At 35.1% G+C, this 16,610-nt stretch carries 21 protein-coding genes and 1 pseudogene; 15 read left to right on the top strand and 7 right to left on the bottom strand.

From position 1 onward, the window contains the following. The first annotated feature begins 132 nt into the window (after window positions 1–132). The 10 genes from BLR86_RS25140 to BLR86_RS25095 all read left to right on the top strand — a co-directional run bounded on the left by BLR86_RS25140 (window position 133) and on the right by BLR86_RS25095 (window position 9,147). Window positions 133–1,062, top strand: coding sequence for a hypothetical protein (locus BLR86_RS25140; RefSeq protein WP_254782453.1), 930 nt, complete (start codon window positions 133–135; stop codon window positions 1,060–1,062). Between the two features lie 232 nt (window positions 1,063–1,294). After that, window positions 1,295–1,630: a hypothetical protein gene (locus tag BLR86_RS25135; RefSeq protein ID WP_217642433.1), complete on the top strand. Its 336-nt coding sequence runs from the start codon at window positions 1,295–1,297 to the stop codon at window positions 1,628–1,630. Between the two features lie 189 nt (window positions 1,631–1,819). Next, window positions 1,820–2,704, top strand: a complete 885-nt coding sequence (locus tag BLR86_RS25130; protein ID WP_090768434.1) for an aminoglycoside phosphotransferase family protein — start codon at window positions 1,820–1,822, stop codon at window positions 2,702–2,704. A gap of 231 nt (window positions 2,705–2,935) precedes the next feature. Next, complete coding sequence (locus BLR86_RS25125; RefSeq protein ID WP_254782452.1) at window positions 2,936–3,928, top strand: NAD(P)H-dependent glycerol-3-phosphate dehydrogenase; 993 nt, start codon at window positions 2,936–2,938, stop codon at window positions 3,926–3,928. Window positions 3,929–4,239: 311 nt separating this feature from the next. Beyond that, on the top strand, window positions 4,240–4,794 hold the full coding sequence (locus BLR86_RS25120; protein ID WP_090768428.1) for a histidine phosphatase family protein: 555 nt from the start codon (window positions 4,240–4,242) through the stop codon (window positions 4,792–4,794). A 141-nt stretch (window positions 4,795–4,935) separates the two neighbouring features. Next, complete coding sequence (locus BLR86_RS25115; protein WP_090768425.1) at window positions 4,936–5,238, top strand: hypothetical protein; 303 nt, start codon at window positions 4,936–4,938, stop codon at window positions 5,236–5,238. A gap of 148 nt (window positions 5,239–5,386) precedes the next feature. Continuing rightward, entirely contained in the window at window positions 5,387–5,926 is a 540-nt protein-coding gene (locus BLR86_RS25110; RefSeq protein ID WP_090768422.1) for a GNAT family N-acetyltransferase, read from the top strand. Window positions 5,927–6,150: 224 nt separating this feature from the next. After that, window positions 6,151–6,663 carry a DUF3231 family protein gene (locus BLR86_RS25105; RefSeq protein WP_175493051.1) on the top strand — a complete coding sequence of 171 codons (513 nt, stop codon included), beginning with the start codon at window positions 6,151–6,153 and terminating at the stop codon, window positions 6,661–6,663. A gap of 573 nt (window positions 6,664–7,236) precedes the next feature. Next, window positions 7,237–8,643 carry a catalase gene (locus tag BLR86_RS25100; protein ID WP_090768416.1) on the top strand — a complete coding sequence of 469 codons (1,407 nt, stop codon included), beginning with the start codon at window positions 7,237–7,239 and terminating at the stop codon, window positions 8,641–8,643. 216 nt (window positions 8,644–8,859) lie between these two features. After that, window positions 8,860–9,147 carry a hypothetical protein gene (locus BLR86_RS25095; protein WP_090768413.1) on the top strand — a complete coding sequence of 96 codons (288 nt, stop codon included), beginning with the start codon at window positions 8,860–8,862 and terminating at the stop codon, window positions 9,145–9,147. A gap of 97 nt (window positions 9,148–9,244) precedes the next feature. Here BLR86_RS25095 and BLR86_RS25090 read toward each other — a convergent pair whose 3' ends face one another. Both BLR86_RS25090 and BLR86_RS25085 read right to left on the bottom strand, forming a co-directional pair. Continuing rightward, on the bottom strand, window positions 9,245–9,619 hold the full coding sequence (locus tag BLR86_RS25090) for a hypothetical protein (protein ID WP_090768410.1): 375 nt from the start codon (window positions 9,617–9,619) through the stop codon (window positions 9,245–9,247). A gap of 502 nt (window positions 9,620–10,121) precedes the next feature. After that, complete coding sequence (locus BLR86_RS25085; RefSeq protein WP_090768406.1) at window positions 10,122–10,694, bottom strand: sugar O-acetyltransferase; 573 nt, start codon at window positions 10,692–10,694, stop codon at window positions 10,122–10,124. 465 nt (window positions 10,695–11,159) lie between these two features. On the opposite strand from BLR86_RS25085, the gene BLR86_RS25080 reads away from it, so the two are divergent. Next, window positions 11,160–11,432 carry a hypothetical protein gene (locus BLR86_RS25080; RefSeq protein ID WP_090768403.1) on the top strand — a complete coding sequence of 91 codons (273 nt, stop codon included), beginning with the start codon at window positions 11,160–11,162 and terminating at the stop codon, window positions 11,430–11,432. A gap of 276 nt (window positions 11,433–11,708) precedes the next feature. On the opposite strand, the gene BLR86_RS25075 is transcribed toward BLR86_RS25080, so the two are convergent. The 4 genes from BLR86_RS25075 to BLR86_RS25060 all read right to left on the bottom strand — a co-directional run bounded on the left by BLR86_RS25075 (window position 11,709) and on the right by BLR86_RS25060 (window position 13,230). Further along, entirely contained in the window at window positions 11,709–11,903 is a 195-nt protein-coding gene (locus tag BLR86_RS25075) for a hypothetical protein (protein ID WP_139185737.1), read from the bottom strand. An 81-nt stretch (window positions 11,904–11,984) separates the two neighbouring features. Further along, window positions 11,985–12,107, bottom strand: coding sequence for a YjcZ family sporulation protein (locus BLR86_RS25070; protein ID WP_090768397.1), 123 nt, complete (start codon window positions 12,105–12,107; stop codon window positions 11,985–11,987). Between the two features lie 64 nt (window positions 12,108–12,171). After that, window positions 12,172–12,303, bottom strand: coding sequence for a YjcZ family sporulation protein (locus BLR86_RS25065; RefSeq protein WP_090768394.1), 132 nt, complete (start codon window positions 12,301–12,303; stop codon window positions 12,172–12,174). A 516-nt stretch (window positions 12,304–12,819) separates the two neighbouring features. Beyond that, window positions 12,820–13,230: a hypothetical protein gene (locus tag BLR86_RS25060; RefSeq protein WP_090768391.1), complete on the bottom strand. Its 411-nt coding sequence runs from the start codon at window positions 13,228–13,230 to the stop codon at window positions 12,820–12,822. 312 nt (window positions 13,231–13,542) lie between these two features. On the opposite strand from BLR86_RS25060, the gene BLR86_RS25055 reads away from it, so the two are divergent. Next, a complete protein-coding gene (locus tag BLR86_RS25055; RefSeq protein WP_090768388.1) occupies window positions 13,543–13,959 on the top strand; it encodes a DUF3888 domain-containing protein in 417 nt (138 codons plus the stop codon). 214 nt (window positions 13,960–14,173) lie between these two features. Continuing rightward, entirely contained in the window at window positions 14,174–14,383 is a 210-nt protein-coding gene (locus tag BLR86_RS25050) for a hypothetical protein (protein ID WP_090768385.1), read from the top strand. A gap of 167 nt (window positions 14,384–14,550) precedes the next feature. Here BLR86_RS25050 and BLR86_RS25045 read toward each other — a convergent pair whose 3' ends face one another. Further along, a complete protein-coding gene (locus BLR86_RS25045) occupies window positions 14,551–14,886 on the bottom strand; it encodes a L,D-transpeptidase (protein ID WP_090768382.1) in 336 nt (111 codons plus the stop codon). Window positions 14,887–15,063: 177 nt separating this feature from the next. Here BLR86_RS25045 and BLR86_RS26345 point away from each other — a divergent pair. Further along, window positions 15,064–15,192 (top strand): annotated as a pseudogene (locus tag BLR86_RS26345) (TetR-like C-terminal domain-containing protein); the annotation flags it as partial. Window positions 15,193–15,759: 567 nt separating this feature from the next. After that, window positions 15,760–16,548 carry a reverse transcriptase domain-containing protein gene (locus BLR86_RS25040; protein WP_217642432.1) on the top strand — a complete coding sequence of 263 codons (789 nt, stop codon included), beginning with the start codon at window positions 15,760–15,762 and terminating at the stop codon, window positions 16,546–16,548. Window positions 16,549–16,610: the final 62 nt, after the last annotated feature.

Raw genomic sequence — 16,610 nt, 5'->3', positions numbered from 1 at the left:
AGCCAACGGCTGAATAATGGGAGCCGGATGAGCCGAGAGGTTCACGTCCGGTTCTAAGAGGGGCTGCTGGGGAGGTTCCAGTGGTCTACTTGCCTCAAAGTCTTATGCCGCACTCGGTCACAAGCGATTAAAATGAATTACGTCATCAAAGACTTTTTAAAAACTAGGTTACATCTTGAAACCAGTGAAGAGAAGTCAAATGTCTTAAATCTAAAGAAGAACTCTTCAGAGTTCCTTGGGTTTTCAGTTCGAGCCGTAAGAAAAGGCAAGACAAGAATGGGTTACGTGGCTCAATCGAACATGACCAAGAAAGCAAAATCGAATGCATTCATCAAAATTAAAGAAGCTATTAAAGCGATTCAAAAGAAACCATGTATAGAAACAGTATGGCATTACAATACAGTTGTAATGGGTATTCAAAATTACTATTCAGCAGCTACACAAATCACAAATAATCTAAGTAAGTTGACCTCCTACCTTGGCAAGACCTTATATAATCGACTAAAGAATCTTAGAACAGAAGCGAAATTTTCCGATATGACTACTACATTACAAAAACGCTACAAGGGCTATGAACCAAGGTTTTATAAGATAAGGGAAATGGTTTTTGTCCCTATCTATGCCCAACGGCATAAAACGAATCTTTGTTTTTCTCAAGACATCTGTAATTACACTGCCAACGGCAGAGCAAAGATACACAAAACCCTGAAGGCGATTAACAAAAATGTACTAAGTTATGTCATGAAAAACTTTATTCCAAACCGCACGATTGAATATAACGATAATCGCATTAGTCGTTTCATTGCCCAATATGGAAGATGTGCTGTTTCAGGAATTGAACTTGGCTTTAATGACTGGCACTGTCATCATAAAAATCCCTATCACCTTTCAAAAGATGATAGCTATTCAAACTTGATAGTGTTACATGAAGGCGTTCACCGACTCGTACACCTGAAAGATATTGATAAAATCAAGTCTTTACTTAATGCTTTACAATTAAACAATAAGCAAAAAGAAAAGCTCAATGAACTTCGTAAACAATGCAAAAATGATACAATCTGATTTGGAAATATACTTCTCTTCATTAAATACATAGAATTGAATGAATTGGACTAGTTGGAGCGCCGTATGCGATGAAAGTTGCACCTACGGTGCGAGCAGGGGGAAAAGGGGGCGATAACTTCAAACCCTTACCTATCTGTCATCAATAAGGCAGGAATTTTGGAGGGGTTGTCGAATTACATTTTTATACGATATTGGATAGGGTGATTGAAATGTGTTAAAGGGCACAAATTTGAAGAAAGAAGTTTTCCGCATTTTAGTTTTTCTTATCATTTGGATTGCATATGTATACCAAAAGCCAATATTGACAACTGATGAAGCCACAGGTTATGCAGTTTTGTGTTTGAACGTTCCACCAAAAAAAGTGGGAATAAAAGCCGTTGATATTAATTTTCAAGACATTACATTGGAGAAATTGTCTATTAATACAAAGAGTGGTTATTTTAATCAATTCACTAATCAACGCGAGTTGAGTGTAACACTGAAAACTAAAAATGGAGAAGAACCAACCGTTAGGATGGACGCGTATAATGGAAAATGCCTTGAGGTGATTGGTCCATTAAATTAACAGGATGTCCTGCTGCTTATTGTGCTAACGGTGCAGGATAGTGGAATAAGAAGTCATTGTAGTAGTAAGTATATGGTACATTAAATGTAATCAAATTAAAGGGGTTGATAAGGATGCGTTTATCAAATAAATTTGTGACTGTAACTGGGTTTTGGGTGATGAATAAATATAATTATAGGGAGAAATTAAATGATAAAAATCGACGTAGATTTAGTATCGAAGTTAATAAATAGCCAATTTCCAGAGTGGTCTAATTTGGAAATAAAGCCTGTTAAAAAAAGTGGAAATGATAATAAAACTTTTCACTTAGGCAACAGTATGAGCGTTAGGTTACCAAGTGATGAAGCCTATGTACCCCAAGTTGAAAAAGAACAAAAATGGTTACCCATTTTAGCCAAGCATCTTTCTACACCAATATCTGAACCATTAGCTAAAGGAGAACCAAGTGAGGATTACCCACATCCTTGGTCAGTCAACAAATGGTTGGATGGAGAAACATTAACTTTAGAAAATATAGATGATTCAAATCAATTTGCAAATGATTTGGGGAAATTTTTAGTTGAATTACAATCTATTGAAGCCAGTGAAGGTCCCTTAGCTGGCGAACATAATTTTTATAGAGGCGGGGATATTGTTGTATACGATGATGAGTGTAGAGATGCCATTAATAATAATGTAAATACTTTTAATAAACACCTATTGAAAGAAATTTGGGAATTGGCATTAACTTCAAAGTGGGCTGGTGAACCAGTTTGGGTCCACGGTGACATAGCCCCAGGAAATATATTAATTGAAAATGGTAAATTGTGTGCGGTTATTGATTTTGGGATATTGGGAGTAGGAGACCCTTCTTGCGATGCTGCAATGGCTTGGACTTTTTTTGATGATAGTAGCAGAAAGACATTTAAGAATGCATTGAATTTTGATGCAGAAACTTGGAATAGAGCAAGAGGTTGGGCTTTATGGAAGGCTTTAATAACCTACAACTATAATAAACAATCTAACAAAGCAGTCGCAGATGAACAATGTAATATTATAGAAGTAATCATTAATGATTACGAAACTGAAAGATAAAGGCATTAAAATAGAATTTTTTATTGCACTAACGGGGGTTTTAGTTCATTAAGGGAGGTTGCTGAAGCAACCTTTTTGTTATGCAACTAAAGGGGCAGGATAGTTCTATAAGGAATGTTTACGGTCTGCAACAGAGGAAGGTTATTTTGTTAAGTTAGTCGAATATAAACTAGATGTCATCTTAAAAATAGTGGTGACCTTTTTCTAAACAGAGCAAATATTAAATAGAGATTGAAGAAAAAAGATGAGGGTGAAATAATGAATATTTCAGTTTTAGGATGTGGACGTTGGGGAACTTTTTTGGCTTGGTATGTTAATAATGTCGGACATAATGTAATGCTCTGGGGGCGAGAAGATTCAAAGAATTTCGCTGGATTAATAGAAACCAGAAAAAATGATTACCTTCAATTACCAGATGAAATAGAACTAAGTAGTTCATTAGAAAAAGCAATATCATTTGCTGAAATGATTATCATTTCTATTAGTGCTCAAGAATTACGTTCATTTGCAAATCAATTAAGCAGAATTAATGAATTACAAGGTAAAACATTCATTTTATGTATGAAAGGATTAGAAGCTAATAGTGGAAAAAGACTTTCTCAAGTATTTGGTGAAGAGGTTGGAAAAAATATAAATACAGCAGTATGGGTAGGACCAGGACACGTACAAGATTTTATGAATAATATACCTAATTGTATGGTTATAGGTTCTGAACATACTGAAGTAACTAAAAAAATCGTACAAGAGTTGAATAGTGATTTAATTAGGTTTTACTATGGACAAGACCTTATTGGAAATGAAATTGGAGCTGCTGCAAAAAATGTTATGGGTATAGCAGCAGGAATGTTAGATGGCTTAAATTATAGCAGTTTAAAAGGATCACTTATGGCAAGGGGGACAAGAGAAATTTCTCGATTAGTTAGAGCAATGGGAGGAAATGATGTAACTGTATATGGATTAAGTCATTTAGGTGACTTTGAGGCAACATTATTCTCAGTACATAGTCATAATAGAAAATTTGGACAAGTATTAGTTGAAGGAGAAAGCTATGGGAAATTAGCAGAAGGTGTTGCAACCGTAGAGGCACTAAGAGAATTATCCATACAATATGACGTTCAACTTCCAATTTGTAATGCTTTATATGAGATAATATTCGAAAATAAAAATGCAAAAGAAACATTAAAAGATTTATTTTTAAGACCTGTAAAATTTGAATTTGAATGAAAGTTACATCAGACATTCTTTTTTCTTATTAACCAAGGGTTCAGGTGCTGAGAAAGGAGTTGCTACGGCAACTCTTTTTTTATTTGTAATAGCAAGATTGTGAGGAATTGTACTTAAACTAACAGGTGCTTTAGTTCAACAAGACCATCATTTCGATGGTCTATTTTTTTATCCGAACATCAAGTAGATCTCAGAAATATATTGTGAAATGGTACACTTAAACTAATGAGCAGGTTACTTGAAGAAGGAAAATCATTACTGATGTTGAATTTATCCTTTTATAGAAAGAAAGGTATAGGGAGAGGACAAATTTGCTAACTAACTTGTATTTTGTACGACACGCTCATTCAACGTATACACCTTATGAATTAAAAAGACCTTTTTCAGAAAAAGGTCAGGCTGACGCAGAAAAAATTACTCAAATTTTTAAAAAAGAAAATATAGATTATGTGATTTCAAGTCCATATAAAAGGGCAGTTCAAACAGTCGAAGGAGTTACAGATTTTACAGGTAAGGAAGTTATTATTGAGAGTGATTTTAAGGAACGGATATTGTCTGAAGTTCCTATCGAGAATTTTGATTTGGCTATCACTAAAGTTTGGGAAGAACCTACCTTTTCTTGGGAAGGAGGAGAATCCAATATTATTGCACAGAAACGAGGCTTTGAAGCAACTATAAAGGTTTTAGATAGGTATGAAGGAAAAAACATTGTATTAGGAACACACGGTAATATCATGGTACTAATAATGAATTATTTTGATAAAAAATATGGTTTTAGTTTTTGGAAAGCACTTAATATGCCAGATATTTATAAACTAACTTTTAATAGAACAAAACTAATAGAAGTAAAGCGGATCTGGAAATAAGTAAAAATTCAATGTGGTTTCAGTAACAAAGTAACTCATAGGATATTTAAGTTGATTGTGAATAATTACACTTAAACTATAGAAGCAGGGTTGTTCAATAAGCATTGCTATTTAAATTCAGATGGGAAGGGTGGAGATTCAATGAAAAACAATTATGACATTTATAATATTGTCGTGCATACTGTCAATTGGCTCTTACTCGGATGTATCGGTTTTGTCGCATTTTTTTCTGTGGTAAATATCAGCCCAATACCCAGCTTTAACGGTGTCCAATTCTCTTCTTTTATTACACTGCTGCTAATCTGGGGGGTTAATTACTGGTACCAATACTACAAGAAAAGAAAATGGATTCTACCAATAGCTGGAACGGTCCTTTTCGTCGTCATTGCTTTGCTTCTCTTGGGAGTAGTCGTTCCATTTCTGACTGACATCATTTATTCTTAAATGATTCCGCAACCATGCCGAATAAAAAATTAAACAGATTTATTACTTTTGGTAAACTAGCTAATATACTCGGTTCTTATTGCATTAACGGGGGCGTTAGTTTAAGACTAGAGGGGCTGCTCTAATCAAGATAATTGGAGAAGATAATGTGAAGATAGATATGGTATTTGATTATGAAATAGGTAATGATTTAACTTCAAATATACAAGAATTGTTAAGCGAATGTTTTCAAGAAGACTTTCCAAAAAACAGAATTTATTTCAAACAATTACCTCATTTTAGATTTGTAGTTTTTAATGACAAAAATCAACTTGTAGGACAGGTAGGAATAGATTACAGAGTGATGAATCTTAACGGAAATCCTATAAGAGTGCTTGGTCTAATTGATTTATGTGTCACCCAAAACACTCGCTCACAGGGGATAGGTTCGATGTTACTTTTAGAAATTGAACAGTTTTGTTGCAATAGAAATATTGATTTTTTATTGTTATTTGCTGACAACAAAACGTTGTATTTAAAAAATGGGTACAAGTCAGTTACGAACAAATGTAAATGGTTAAAAATTGACCATATAAGTCAAATTACAAGGGATATAGGTTATGAAGTAATTGATGGATTAATGATTAAAGAAGTTGGTAAGTCTGGTTGGAGCGAAGGAGATCTAGATTTTTTAGGCTATCTTTATTAAGCTAACGGGTCCGATAGCTGAATTGGGAGTTGTCGATACGGCAGCTCTTATTGCTTATTGTGCTAACGTTGCAGTTTAGTTAACTAAGAACCAAGGTAAATAAACCCATAATATAAAAAACCTTTTAGCATAATTTCTATTCCTTTGTTAAAGAATATCATTTGTACCTATTCTATGAAAAGGAGAATAGTATGAATTTATTAACGAAGGGAAGTAAAATAATTATGGGAATTTTAAGTGGAAATCCTCAAGATGAACCTTTGCATTATGGAGAAGTCTTTGGTTTATGGAGCGCTTTATCAGTCGCGAAAGCTGCACTAGATGGATATCAAGTCTTTATAAACCATACAGGTGATCAAGAATTAAAAGCGTTTTTAAAACAAGTAATTGAATCATCCATCAAACCTTCTATCAAAAATATAGAAGAAGTGTTACTACAAAACGATATCGCAGTTCCACCTACACCAGCAGAACGACCTGAAGCTGATCTCGAACAGATTCCAGTTGGAGCAAGATTACAAGATGCTCAAATAGCTTATATGGTAGCTGCTGATATTGCAGCTGGGGTTGTAGCATGCGGACAAGGTGCCAGTCAATCAATTCGTGAAGATGTTGGATTATTATTTGGTCAAATGGGTGCAAAAAAAGCAATAGATGGAGCAGCATTATTGCAAATCATGAAAGATAAGGGTTGGCTAGTTCCACCACCACTACATCATGAAACAAAACAACAATAAATAAAAACAAATGCTATAAAAACTAGAATCAAGCAATTTTATTAATAGCCAAGTAAACTTTAATTAGTTTGAAAAATAAAAGGGTAGAAAAACAGATACAATATCTGATTCTACCCTTTTTTGTTCATTTTCTTATGGAACTAACGGGTGCAAGAGCTTAAGATGGGATCGCTGCGGCGGTCTCTTTTTCTTGTTGTACTAACAGGGCAGGATAGTTGAAGAGTGCTGTTTGACCTTTGTTCAACAATTGGGCCATATTCTGTATAACCTGTAACCTCAAGATACTTGTAACTTTTACATGTAAACTTTGCGGAAATAATAAAATCCTTTTTGGTTAAGCCCTAGAGGACATTAGAATCTTTAATTCCTGGTGTTAATGTCTGCTATCCTTTATTATCGGACATCAGAAAACCGTATAATGAAATTTCAAAAACTAACCGAAGCATAGAGAGGTAGTTTTTTTGTTTTTATCAATGCATTAAATGTTGAAAATAAAAGTGAAGATACATATTCGAGGCTTAAAAATCATATTAAGTAATAATTGATGGGAAATGAATTTTGGAGGCCATTATAATGAATGAAAAAGATTCTAAACAGAGGCAAGCTTTATCAGAAGAAGACTATAATGAAAGAAAAAAGTTATATAGAGACCTCTCCAAATGGAATAATGATGAGTCAGCTAAACTTAATTCACAGACAGTCGGCTCTAGAGGACCTGTACTGGAACAAGATATTGTACTCCACGAGTCCTTAAAAGAGTTTATTCATGAAAAGATTTTAGAAAGACCTGTTCATGTAAAAGGATCTGGTGCATTTGGTTATTTTCAAACGATATATTCGATGTCCGAACATACAAAACTGAGCTTTTTACAAAATTCTAATCAGAAAGTTCCTGTTATGGTTCGCTTTTCGTTAGCTGTCAGTACGAAAGGAACACCAGATACATCTAGAAATGTGCGTGGTTTTGCTACAAAATTTTATACAGAAGAAGGCGTTTTTGACCTTTTGTGTAATCACATTCCTGTCTTTTCTGTTCGTGATGCGATACGATTTCCGGAATTTATTAAAGCACTTTTACCTTCACCAAAAAATAATTTAATTGATCCTGATAGGTTTTGGAGCTTTGTAGCAAGAGAGCCTGAATCGATTCACTTTGTTGTACGGTTATACTCGGATGCTGGTACGGTAAAAAGTTTTCGCCACATTCCAGGACATAGTGTAAATACATATGTTTGGATAAATGCTCAAGGTATTAGAAAGTACGTTAAATACCATTGGTACCCATTTGAAGGTGTACAATACATTGGTCGTGAAGAAGCAAATAGACTAGCCGCTGAAAATCCTGATTACGCTGGTAAAGATTTATACGATGCGATTGCGGCTGGTAAACCGGTTGAATATGGCTTATATGTCGAGCTCATGGACCTAAAGGATGATGCAAATCATTCTTATGATCCATTAGACGATACAAAAATATGGGATGAAAAAGAGTATCCTATAATACCAGTAGGCAAAATGGTATTAACTAAAAATCCTGATAATTATATGGAACAAGTAGAAAAGGTCGGCTTTTCCCCGTCAAATTTACTAGACGGCGCAGAATTATCTGATGATAAAATACTGCAGGGCCGTGCCAATATTTATAGTGATTCTCAAAGAAGAAGAATTGGGGCTGAATTTCGTAAATTACCGGTTAACCAACAGCAAAATTGGACACCAGCTAAACAAATTACAAGTGGTGATGGAAGATATGTTGAAGGGAAACTAGAAAGAACTTCTATAACAAAGCATGATGATTTTGTGCAGGCTGGTGAATTCTATATGATGTTATCTCCTATAGAAAAAGAACATCTTGTAGAAAATTTAGCTAGCGACTTGATAGTCATATCCGATCATATTCGAAAGAAAGTTATGGAGTATTTAAATAAGGTATCATCTGACTTGGCAAAAAGAATTGAGATACAACTAAAAAAACAATAAAGATATAAAAATTAAAATTTTCTAAGACTAATGAACTAACGGGGGCAAGAGTTAAAGAAGTGATCGCTACGGCGGTCTTTTTTCTTTTTGTGCTAACGAAGCAGTTTAGTTGAAGAAGAACAACTGTTAAAATAACAATTAAAATAACAATAAATCAGTAAAAAAAGGTGTTGGTATTTTGGGGAATTACCTGTTGCTTATAGATGTTTTACCTCATTGGCAAACAAGATTAAAGAGTATTTTATTAGTAAATCCCGATTTGAATTAGCAAACCAAGTTGATAATCTTCGAATTAAGGGACTTTGTGAATGTGGTGAACCTGATTGTGGTTCAGTTTATCTTGCAGAATATGAAGAAAATGAGGATAAACTAGAAGGTTTTTCATTTGAAGAAATAGGAACAATCGAAGTTTATGAAGGTAAAATAGGTTTTGTTGAAATCTTTCCAAGTAATTTTGGTTACGAAATACGTTCAACACTAAAGAAAAACAATATATCTTGTTGAGCTAACTGGGGCGTTAGTGAAATTTAAGCCTGTTTTCAAACATTACTGCGAAATAATTGAAACAGGCTTAAAATTTCCATAAATAATATTTCTTTGTTTAAGAACGGTATAGAATTTCAATATCCCCATCTACAAAGCCAATTCCAATTGCCGTGACATTTTTCAGGATGTTTGCATACTCTCCTTCCTGAAGATAACGCTTGACTAACTTTGTAATGTAACTAAGACCCTGTTCCCAATGTTCAATTTCATCTGTTCTTTTTATATAGCAAATGTCTTCTTCAGAAGTAAAATATTCAGTGCAAGCCCAATCGGAGTCGTCTTCATCAAATTCATCTGAACCAATTAACTGTATATCGAAGGTGTCTTTCTCGCCCTCGTATAAGTTAAAATTGAATGCTTTTATTCCTTTTGGGATCTCTTGCTCTAAGACTAGATTTAACCAATTTGAAAACAGCCTGAAGTTATCCATAATAGCCTCCACTTTTAAATATTTTATTTATTATCTTGATGTTAGATTGCTAACATTTACAAGTCAATTTTTTCTTTTGTATGTCCAAAGTTTTTTGATATTCTTATTGAAGTAACGGGGTGCAATAGTGAAATAAGGAGTTGTTGGGACGACAGCTCCTACTGCTTATTGAAGTAAAGGTGCAGGTTAGTTTAAGAAATAAAACTTGAAGCTATAAGGCTGATTAGCAATCAGTCGTGATAAAAGTGATCATTGAAGTGGACGGTTATTTTCACCAAGTTCTTTTAACGGGAAAAAAAGTGTTCCAAAAAGGAATTAAAACAAAAATATCTCTAGGCAAAGGCGTTAACTACTGATATAAAGGAACTTGCTAACGGGTTCTCGTACCTCATAACTTTGAGTAAACGGGGGTAGTTTATGTGAGTTTCCTAACAAAGGTGGAAATCATCCTCCTTGGTAGGAAGATGACGAAAAATCGACTAAAAAAACCGAAGGATTACCCTTAATCGGTTTCAATATTTTTGATAATTTTAGCAGGCACTCCACCGACAATGACATTTGCAGGAACATCCTTGGTCACAACTGCACCCGCAGCAATGATGGACCCATTACCGATGGTCACACCAGGTAAGACAGTGGCATTTGCTCCAATCCAGACATTTTTACCGATTACAATTGGTGCAGGATGCATGGTGCTGCGATTTTTCGGATTAATATCATGATTTAGGGTCGCCAGCACGACATTGTGCCCGATAAGAACTCCATCACCAATTGTAATGCCGCCCTGATCCTGAAAACGGCAGCCCGAATTGATAAAGACGTTTTTGCCAACAGTGATGTTCTTCCCACAGTCCGTATAGAAAGGAGGGAACATAGCAAAAGTATTATCTACGTTCTTATCTATCAACAGAGAAAATAGTTCCCGAATTTCTTCAGGGGTATGGTATTGTCCGTTTAGCTCGGAAGTTAATTTCAATGCTTCTTGTGAGACTTTATGCATCATCTGGTGTATTTCCGAACCGCCCTCAACTACTTTACCTTGGTTCAAATACTCTAAGAAATCATGAATATCCATTTGTATCCTCCTATATATATATGACTTTATGAGTACATCAAAAACATTTCTGATCTGAAATCAAATTAATAATAGATCCTGTCTCTAATAAATGTATAGCCTTGTTTTAAGAATTTCCTGAAGCAAAGATTCTAATTCAACAAGCGGATGCCTTAACCAACCTCTAAGTTGGGAATAAATCCAGTTGTAACCTTATCGTGCCCCGAAAAACTCTGTATGACTTCCACCTCACCTTGTTTAATAAGTGGATTGCATAGCCCTATGTCTCATTATAAAGCAAAAATTGTCAAGTTTTCTACCTGAACTATCGGGGTGCTTTACTTTAACAGGAGAAAAGCCTTTTTCTTATTCAAGTAACGGGGCAGGTTTCTATAATAAGGGGAATTTAATTTTTTCAATTATTTGGAACTTCTAATTTTCTCAAACGTATTAAAGAAAAGTACAATTTTTTAGGAGATGATTCGAATGCTTAGTGAAATGATAGAAAGCTTGCTTATACTTTTGGGAGGAAAAGATAGTCAAGTGACAGAAGAAAAAACAAACCAGAATTTAAAGCTACTTAGAAATGAACAGTGGTTTCGGGAACTCTTTTCTAAACATACAAGCCTTTTTTTAGAAAATAGAGAAATTCGCTATGTTATTGGTGCAGTAAATCTTGAAAAAGTGCTAAACAGCGAAAAAGATAAAAAGAAATTCCAAGAAGTAATTTCGATTTTAATTGACAAAAAACAAAGGTAATTTAACGATTCCGATGTCATTGCCATTATCAGTTGGGGTTTGTGAAGTTTGTGAAAAGTTGCACTTAAACTAACGGGTAGCTTTAGTTAAAGATCGTGGCGTTACCATAGGCAGCTCTTTTTTCTTAATTATAATTCCGGAGGATAAAACGGGAGTTTCATGCAATAAACCATTTGCAAAAAATTAAATGTGGGGTTTTTTTTCACAACAGATGTTCTTTCTCTATAAAAAAAGGCCCGTAGGCCTATGGAAACACGGTTTAAATCATTTGCTTAATTAGAATCCGCGTCTTCTTCTTCTCTCGATTTCAAACCGCCTTCTTCTCTCGATTTCGATTTCGATTTCAATAGGGAAAAACCGTCTCCGTCTCCGTCTTCTTCGCTCGATTTCAATTTCAATGGGGAAAAATCGTCTTCGTCTAAAGTCGTCACGAAAAAACCGATCTCTTCGGTCAAATCCAAAAAATGGCATTTAATTCACCCTCTTTTCATTTCAGAATTCTCTCTATAACAAAGGGCAGTTTAACTTACCCTGCCCTTTGTTCCGTACAATTTAGTAGCTACTCATAAAAGAAGTTCCTACAATGATCAGTAGAATGAACAATACAACGACTAACGTCCTACCGTTTCTATGTTCTTCGTGTCTATGTTCTTCGTGTCTATGCCCTTCACTCATTTATAACACCTCCAGTCCTTGCTTACATAGGATTTTACTTAGCCCAAATCTACCGTATGGTTTATTAAACCACGGCAAGAACGATAATCAATAGAATGAACAATACAACGATTAATACAAAGCTGCTACCGCCGCCATAACCGCCGCCGTAGTCACCGCCATCGTAGCCACCGCCGTATCCACATGATCCCCACATATTCTTTCACCACCATTTTATTGGAAAATTCATTTGAAAAATACTTTTACTATGTATATATATTTTCTTAAGACAAGGCTTGATTGGACAAATATCTTCTTGTCTGAAAAAAATCAGCGATTTCCTTAAACAATTTCTAAAAATAAAAAAGCGTCTGCAATACATGCAAACGCCTCTTCGGAGGTCTTTAAATAGGCTGGCGGGCTTAATAATATCATATGCACTCAGAATAAATCTGAATGGGACAAGTGCTTATTGTTAAAGCCAAGCCCCTAAAAAGTGCTTTTTTATTTTATCTTTTGTACACAATAAAAACGTCAGCAATACATCTAAATGTAAACGCAAACACTTTTTGCGTCGGAGGGGTTAATAATAACCTATGCACCCAAAATAAAACTACATGGGACAATTGCTGATTAAAGTAATTTAAGAATTTTGGCACCACGACTTGTCGAAAATCAACAATAAAATTTATTATAGCCAATAAATAAAAAACTCTATTCTTAAGGAAAGAAACTACTTTTTAAATTTATTATTAATTTTACTAAAGAAAGGTGCTACTTCTTTCATTAATGGTTTAAATTGTTTAGATGTAGTGACTATGGTATCAAAGGTTTCCATAAGCAATTCAATATCAACATTTTTAATGAAATTTTCTATTTGATTCTGAGTGTTTTGAGTCTGTTTCTGCCTGTTTTGATTACCCGATACAGGTTCCTTTCTTCTACGTCCAAAAAACCAATCATCATCGTTATGATTTGATCTGGTTTCGAAAGATAATTGTTCTTTTTGTTCCAGAATTTCTTGTGAATTATTTTCGCTTTCTTTGTAAGTTTCTCTAGGTTTACGGTTTCCAAACATTAATCTTGAAAAAGGGTCCATTTCTCTATTCGACTTATGCTTTTGATTATGATCATTACCCTCCAACAACTTCTTCCTCCTCTTTTTAATACTCTTTTAGATAAGCTATGATTAGTTGTGTATTCTTGTGTGGATGCTTGGCAATTTTTATTTATGGCTATCAGTACATAGTGAAAAAATCAATTATCAAAAATAATCCCCAATCAGAGGTGTAATTAGGATTTAATTATTCGTTCTTCAATTACCGGGTGCTATAGTTCAAGATTAGGAGTTGCCGTAGCAACTCTATTTTTGCTTATTCAGCTAACGAAGCAGTTTAGTTGAAGAATGAAATGTAAATTGGAGGGAAAAATAAAGGCAAAAAAACTGGGTGATTGAATGAAAACAGTAGTCACAAAGTTACTATTTGGAATTATTATCTTTACTACGACAACCGTATATGCAGACCTTCCAACAAACACAAAGGCTACAAGGGAAAATTTATTGGAGGATGCTGTAATTGACCTTTTAGAAAAGCCTACCTATGAAGCAATTGAAGATTACTATGGAACAACCTATACTATCGGAGCTTTTTGTCAAAGAGTAATAGCAATAAAAAAACTTCAACATCCTGGGTCGTGGCTCTTCGAGGTGAAGTTAGAATTTGTTACATTTACAGGTTCCCATAAATTTATGGATATATTTACTGTTACAATACATAAAGATTGGGAAACAGAAGGTAAATGGGAAGTAAAAAATTATTATGTTAGAAAGTACGACCAAAGTGAAAAATATGAGTGTAGAGACCCCGCATAGAATAAATTTCTTCTTCAACTAAAGGGTGCAAGAGTTCAATACCTAAGCTGTCATTGTGGCTGCTTTTCTTTTTGTACAACGGTGAAGGATCAGTTAGAGTTGCAACGGTTTAAGAACTCATTTAAGCTTCGAGTAAATCTGTCCTAATAGGGCAAAATATGTTACGGGATTGTGCTGGAAAGCACATGCCTATTTTAGATAAGGAGTGAGATGAGTGGCTGATAAAAACCAACGCAATCGTATCGATAATGATGCTGGCGAGGCAGTAGGAACTGGTGTAGGTGCTTTTACTGGTGATAAAATGGCTTCTGCTCTTGATCCATTTGGTAGTGTTGCAAGTGCTGTTGCTGGCGGAGCGCTGGACAACATGGCGGAGGGAGTTACCGTTGATCACGACAATCATGGCTCCAAAACAAGAGATTAGAATTAAGTAAAGTCATCCTTTAACCGAAGGGTTATTGCATGCAGTGGACTTCCTAGAAGGGAGTCCTTATTTTAAAAAAAGTTAATTCGCCTCATTAAGTAAATTTCCATTTTTATTGAAAGCTTCTAATTTTTTATTGGATAGCGTCCACTAGCAAAATAACATAGTTATTTATGAATTACAACACTAGTACCAATCGTAACTCTAGAGGATAAATCTAGAACATCATGATTAAACATCCTAATACAGCCATGGGAGACATTCTTACTGATTGAAGCTGGGTTATTAGTTCCATGTATACCGTAATGAGGTTTTGACAATCCCATCCAAAGAACTCCAAATGGTCCACCGGGATTACGTTGTTTATTGATTATCTTGTATGTCCCAGAAGGTGTTGGTGACAATATTTTTCCTACTGCAATTGGGTAAGTTTTTATCAGCCTATTTCCATCAAAAAGTTTTAATTGATGTTTCGATGTAGATACGTTAATCCATCTCGCCATGAGGGAACACTCCAGTTTTTAACATAATGTATGAAGTCATTCAGTTATTTGTTAATTAACTTGAATGAATTGAACGTTAAGTAGAAAAGAAAGCAAACTGCTAATGAATAATTTAAGGATAATATATAGTAGGGTGAAGTAGATGTAACCGAAGGGAAAAATCAAGGATTAAGTAAGGATTTCATTCTTAAATTTTTTAGAGCAGCCATTGTAGAGATAGTAGAAGCGTGGTTCACTAATGGATTATCTGAACCAACTCAAATCGTGGCGGAACAAGTGGGGATTTTGTTAAATAGTAATTTATAGTTTTAGTATAGTTTTTCAACGAAGATTGTGAAGGATTATACTTAAGCTAACGGGGGCGAGTGCGGCCGAGCCTAGGTCGTATCATATAGCGGGTGGGATTCCCGTCGAGTAAGAACTAGCCATTCGCTCGTAGCGAGTCTTGGAGGGCTAAAGGTAACTTTAGTCTTTAAGCGTAGACAGTTAGATGGCGGGCCGAAAGCCAAATGGTTGAAGGGATTGAGCTCCATAATGTTAGTAAATCGAGAGGGCTGATGCCTTTCGCACAGCAGAAAGCTACATTTTATCCTTTGTTAATGGCAAGAAGGATGAAACCTCTCTGGAGTCAGAGACCTTGGCACGTTACACATTGAAATGATACGGCAACTCGGGAGACCCTACCGGTCTTTTCTTTTTTTTAGAAGAGTATGGTGTACAAGCGATAACAAGCAAGGAAACCAAATGCCGTTAGGGAGTAGGATAGCAGCGTAGTACCAATGAAGTTGGGTAATGCCGATGGAGGAAAGGCTAGCTACCAGTTATCACCCTTACTAGGGACACATTTACTACACGCAGAGGTAGGTATAATAAATGGAAACAAAACTACTAAGGATAGCAGAATTAGCAAAATCTGATCCTAAAATGAAATTTACATCTCTAGCACATCTTTTAAATAAGGAAGCATTAGTCAAATGTCATCTTGAACTTCCTAATAAGAGGGCAGCTGGGATTAACGGTACAACCAAAGAGCAATATGGTGAGAGTTTGGAAGAAAACATAGAGGATTTAGTATGTAGGCTTAAAAGCAAAAGTTATCGTCCTGTTCCAGTAAGGAGAATGTATATTCCAAAACTCAATTCAGACAAGAAAAGACCATTGGGAATACCTGAACATGAAGATAAAATTGTTCAAAAAGGCATAACAAAGATACTAAATACCATTTATGAAAATGATTTTCTAGATTGTTCCTTTGGATTCCATCCAAATCGCAACTGCCATGATGCTTTGAAAATACTGAACTACTATATTGAAAAGAGGACAGTAAATTATGTAGTAGATGTAGATATCAAAGGTTTCTTCGACAATGTTGACCACACATGGATGATGGAGTTCCTAAAACTGCGAATCGCCGACCCTAACCTACTAAGGATAATTGGTAGGTTTCTTAAAGGTGGATACATGGAGGAAGGTAAGCAATATAAAACAGACAATGGCACACCGCAAGGTGGAGTAATATCTCCGATATTAGCCAATGTATACCTCCATTATGTCCTCGACCTATGGTTTGAGAAAAGGGTAAGGAAACAGTGTAAGGGACAAGCATACATAGTGAGGTATGCAGATGATTGTGTGCCACGAAAACAACCAAAGTGTGCGTAAGCACACAAGGAAGTTATGCTGCACAAAAGATGAGAGTAGGCCTCTCGCAATCGCTATACAGG

The organism is Bacillus sp. OK048 (genome assembly GCF_900103525.1).
In the GTDB taxonomy this organism is placed as follows: domain Bacteria; phylum Bacillota; class Bacilli; order Bacillales; family Cytobacillaceae; genus Neobacillus.
The sequence above is the reverse complement of the archived record's forward strand: the minus strand, read 5'-3'. Positions and strand labels throughout refer to the sequence as shown.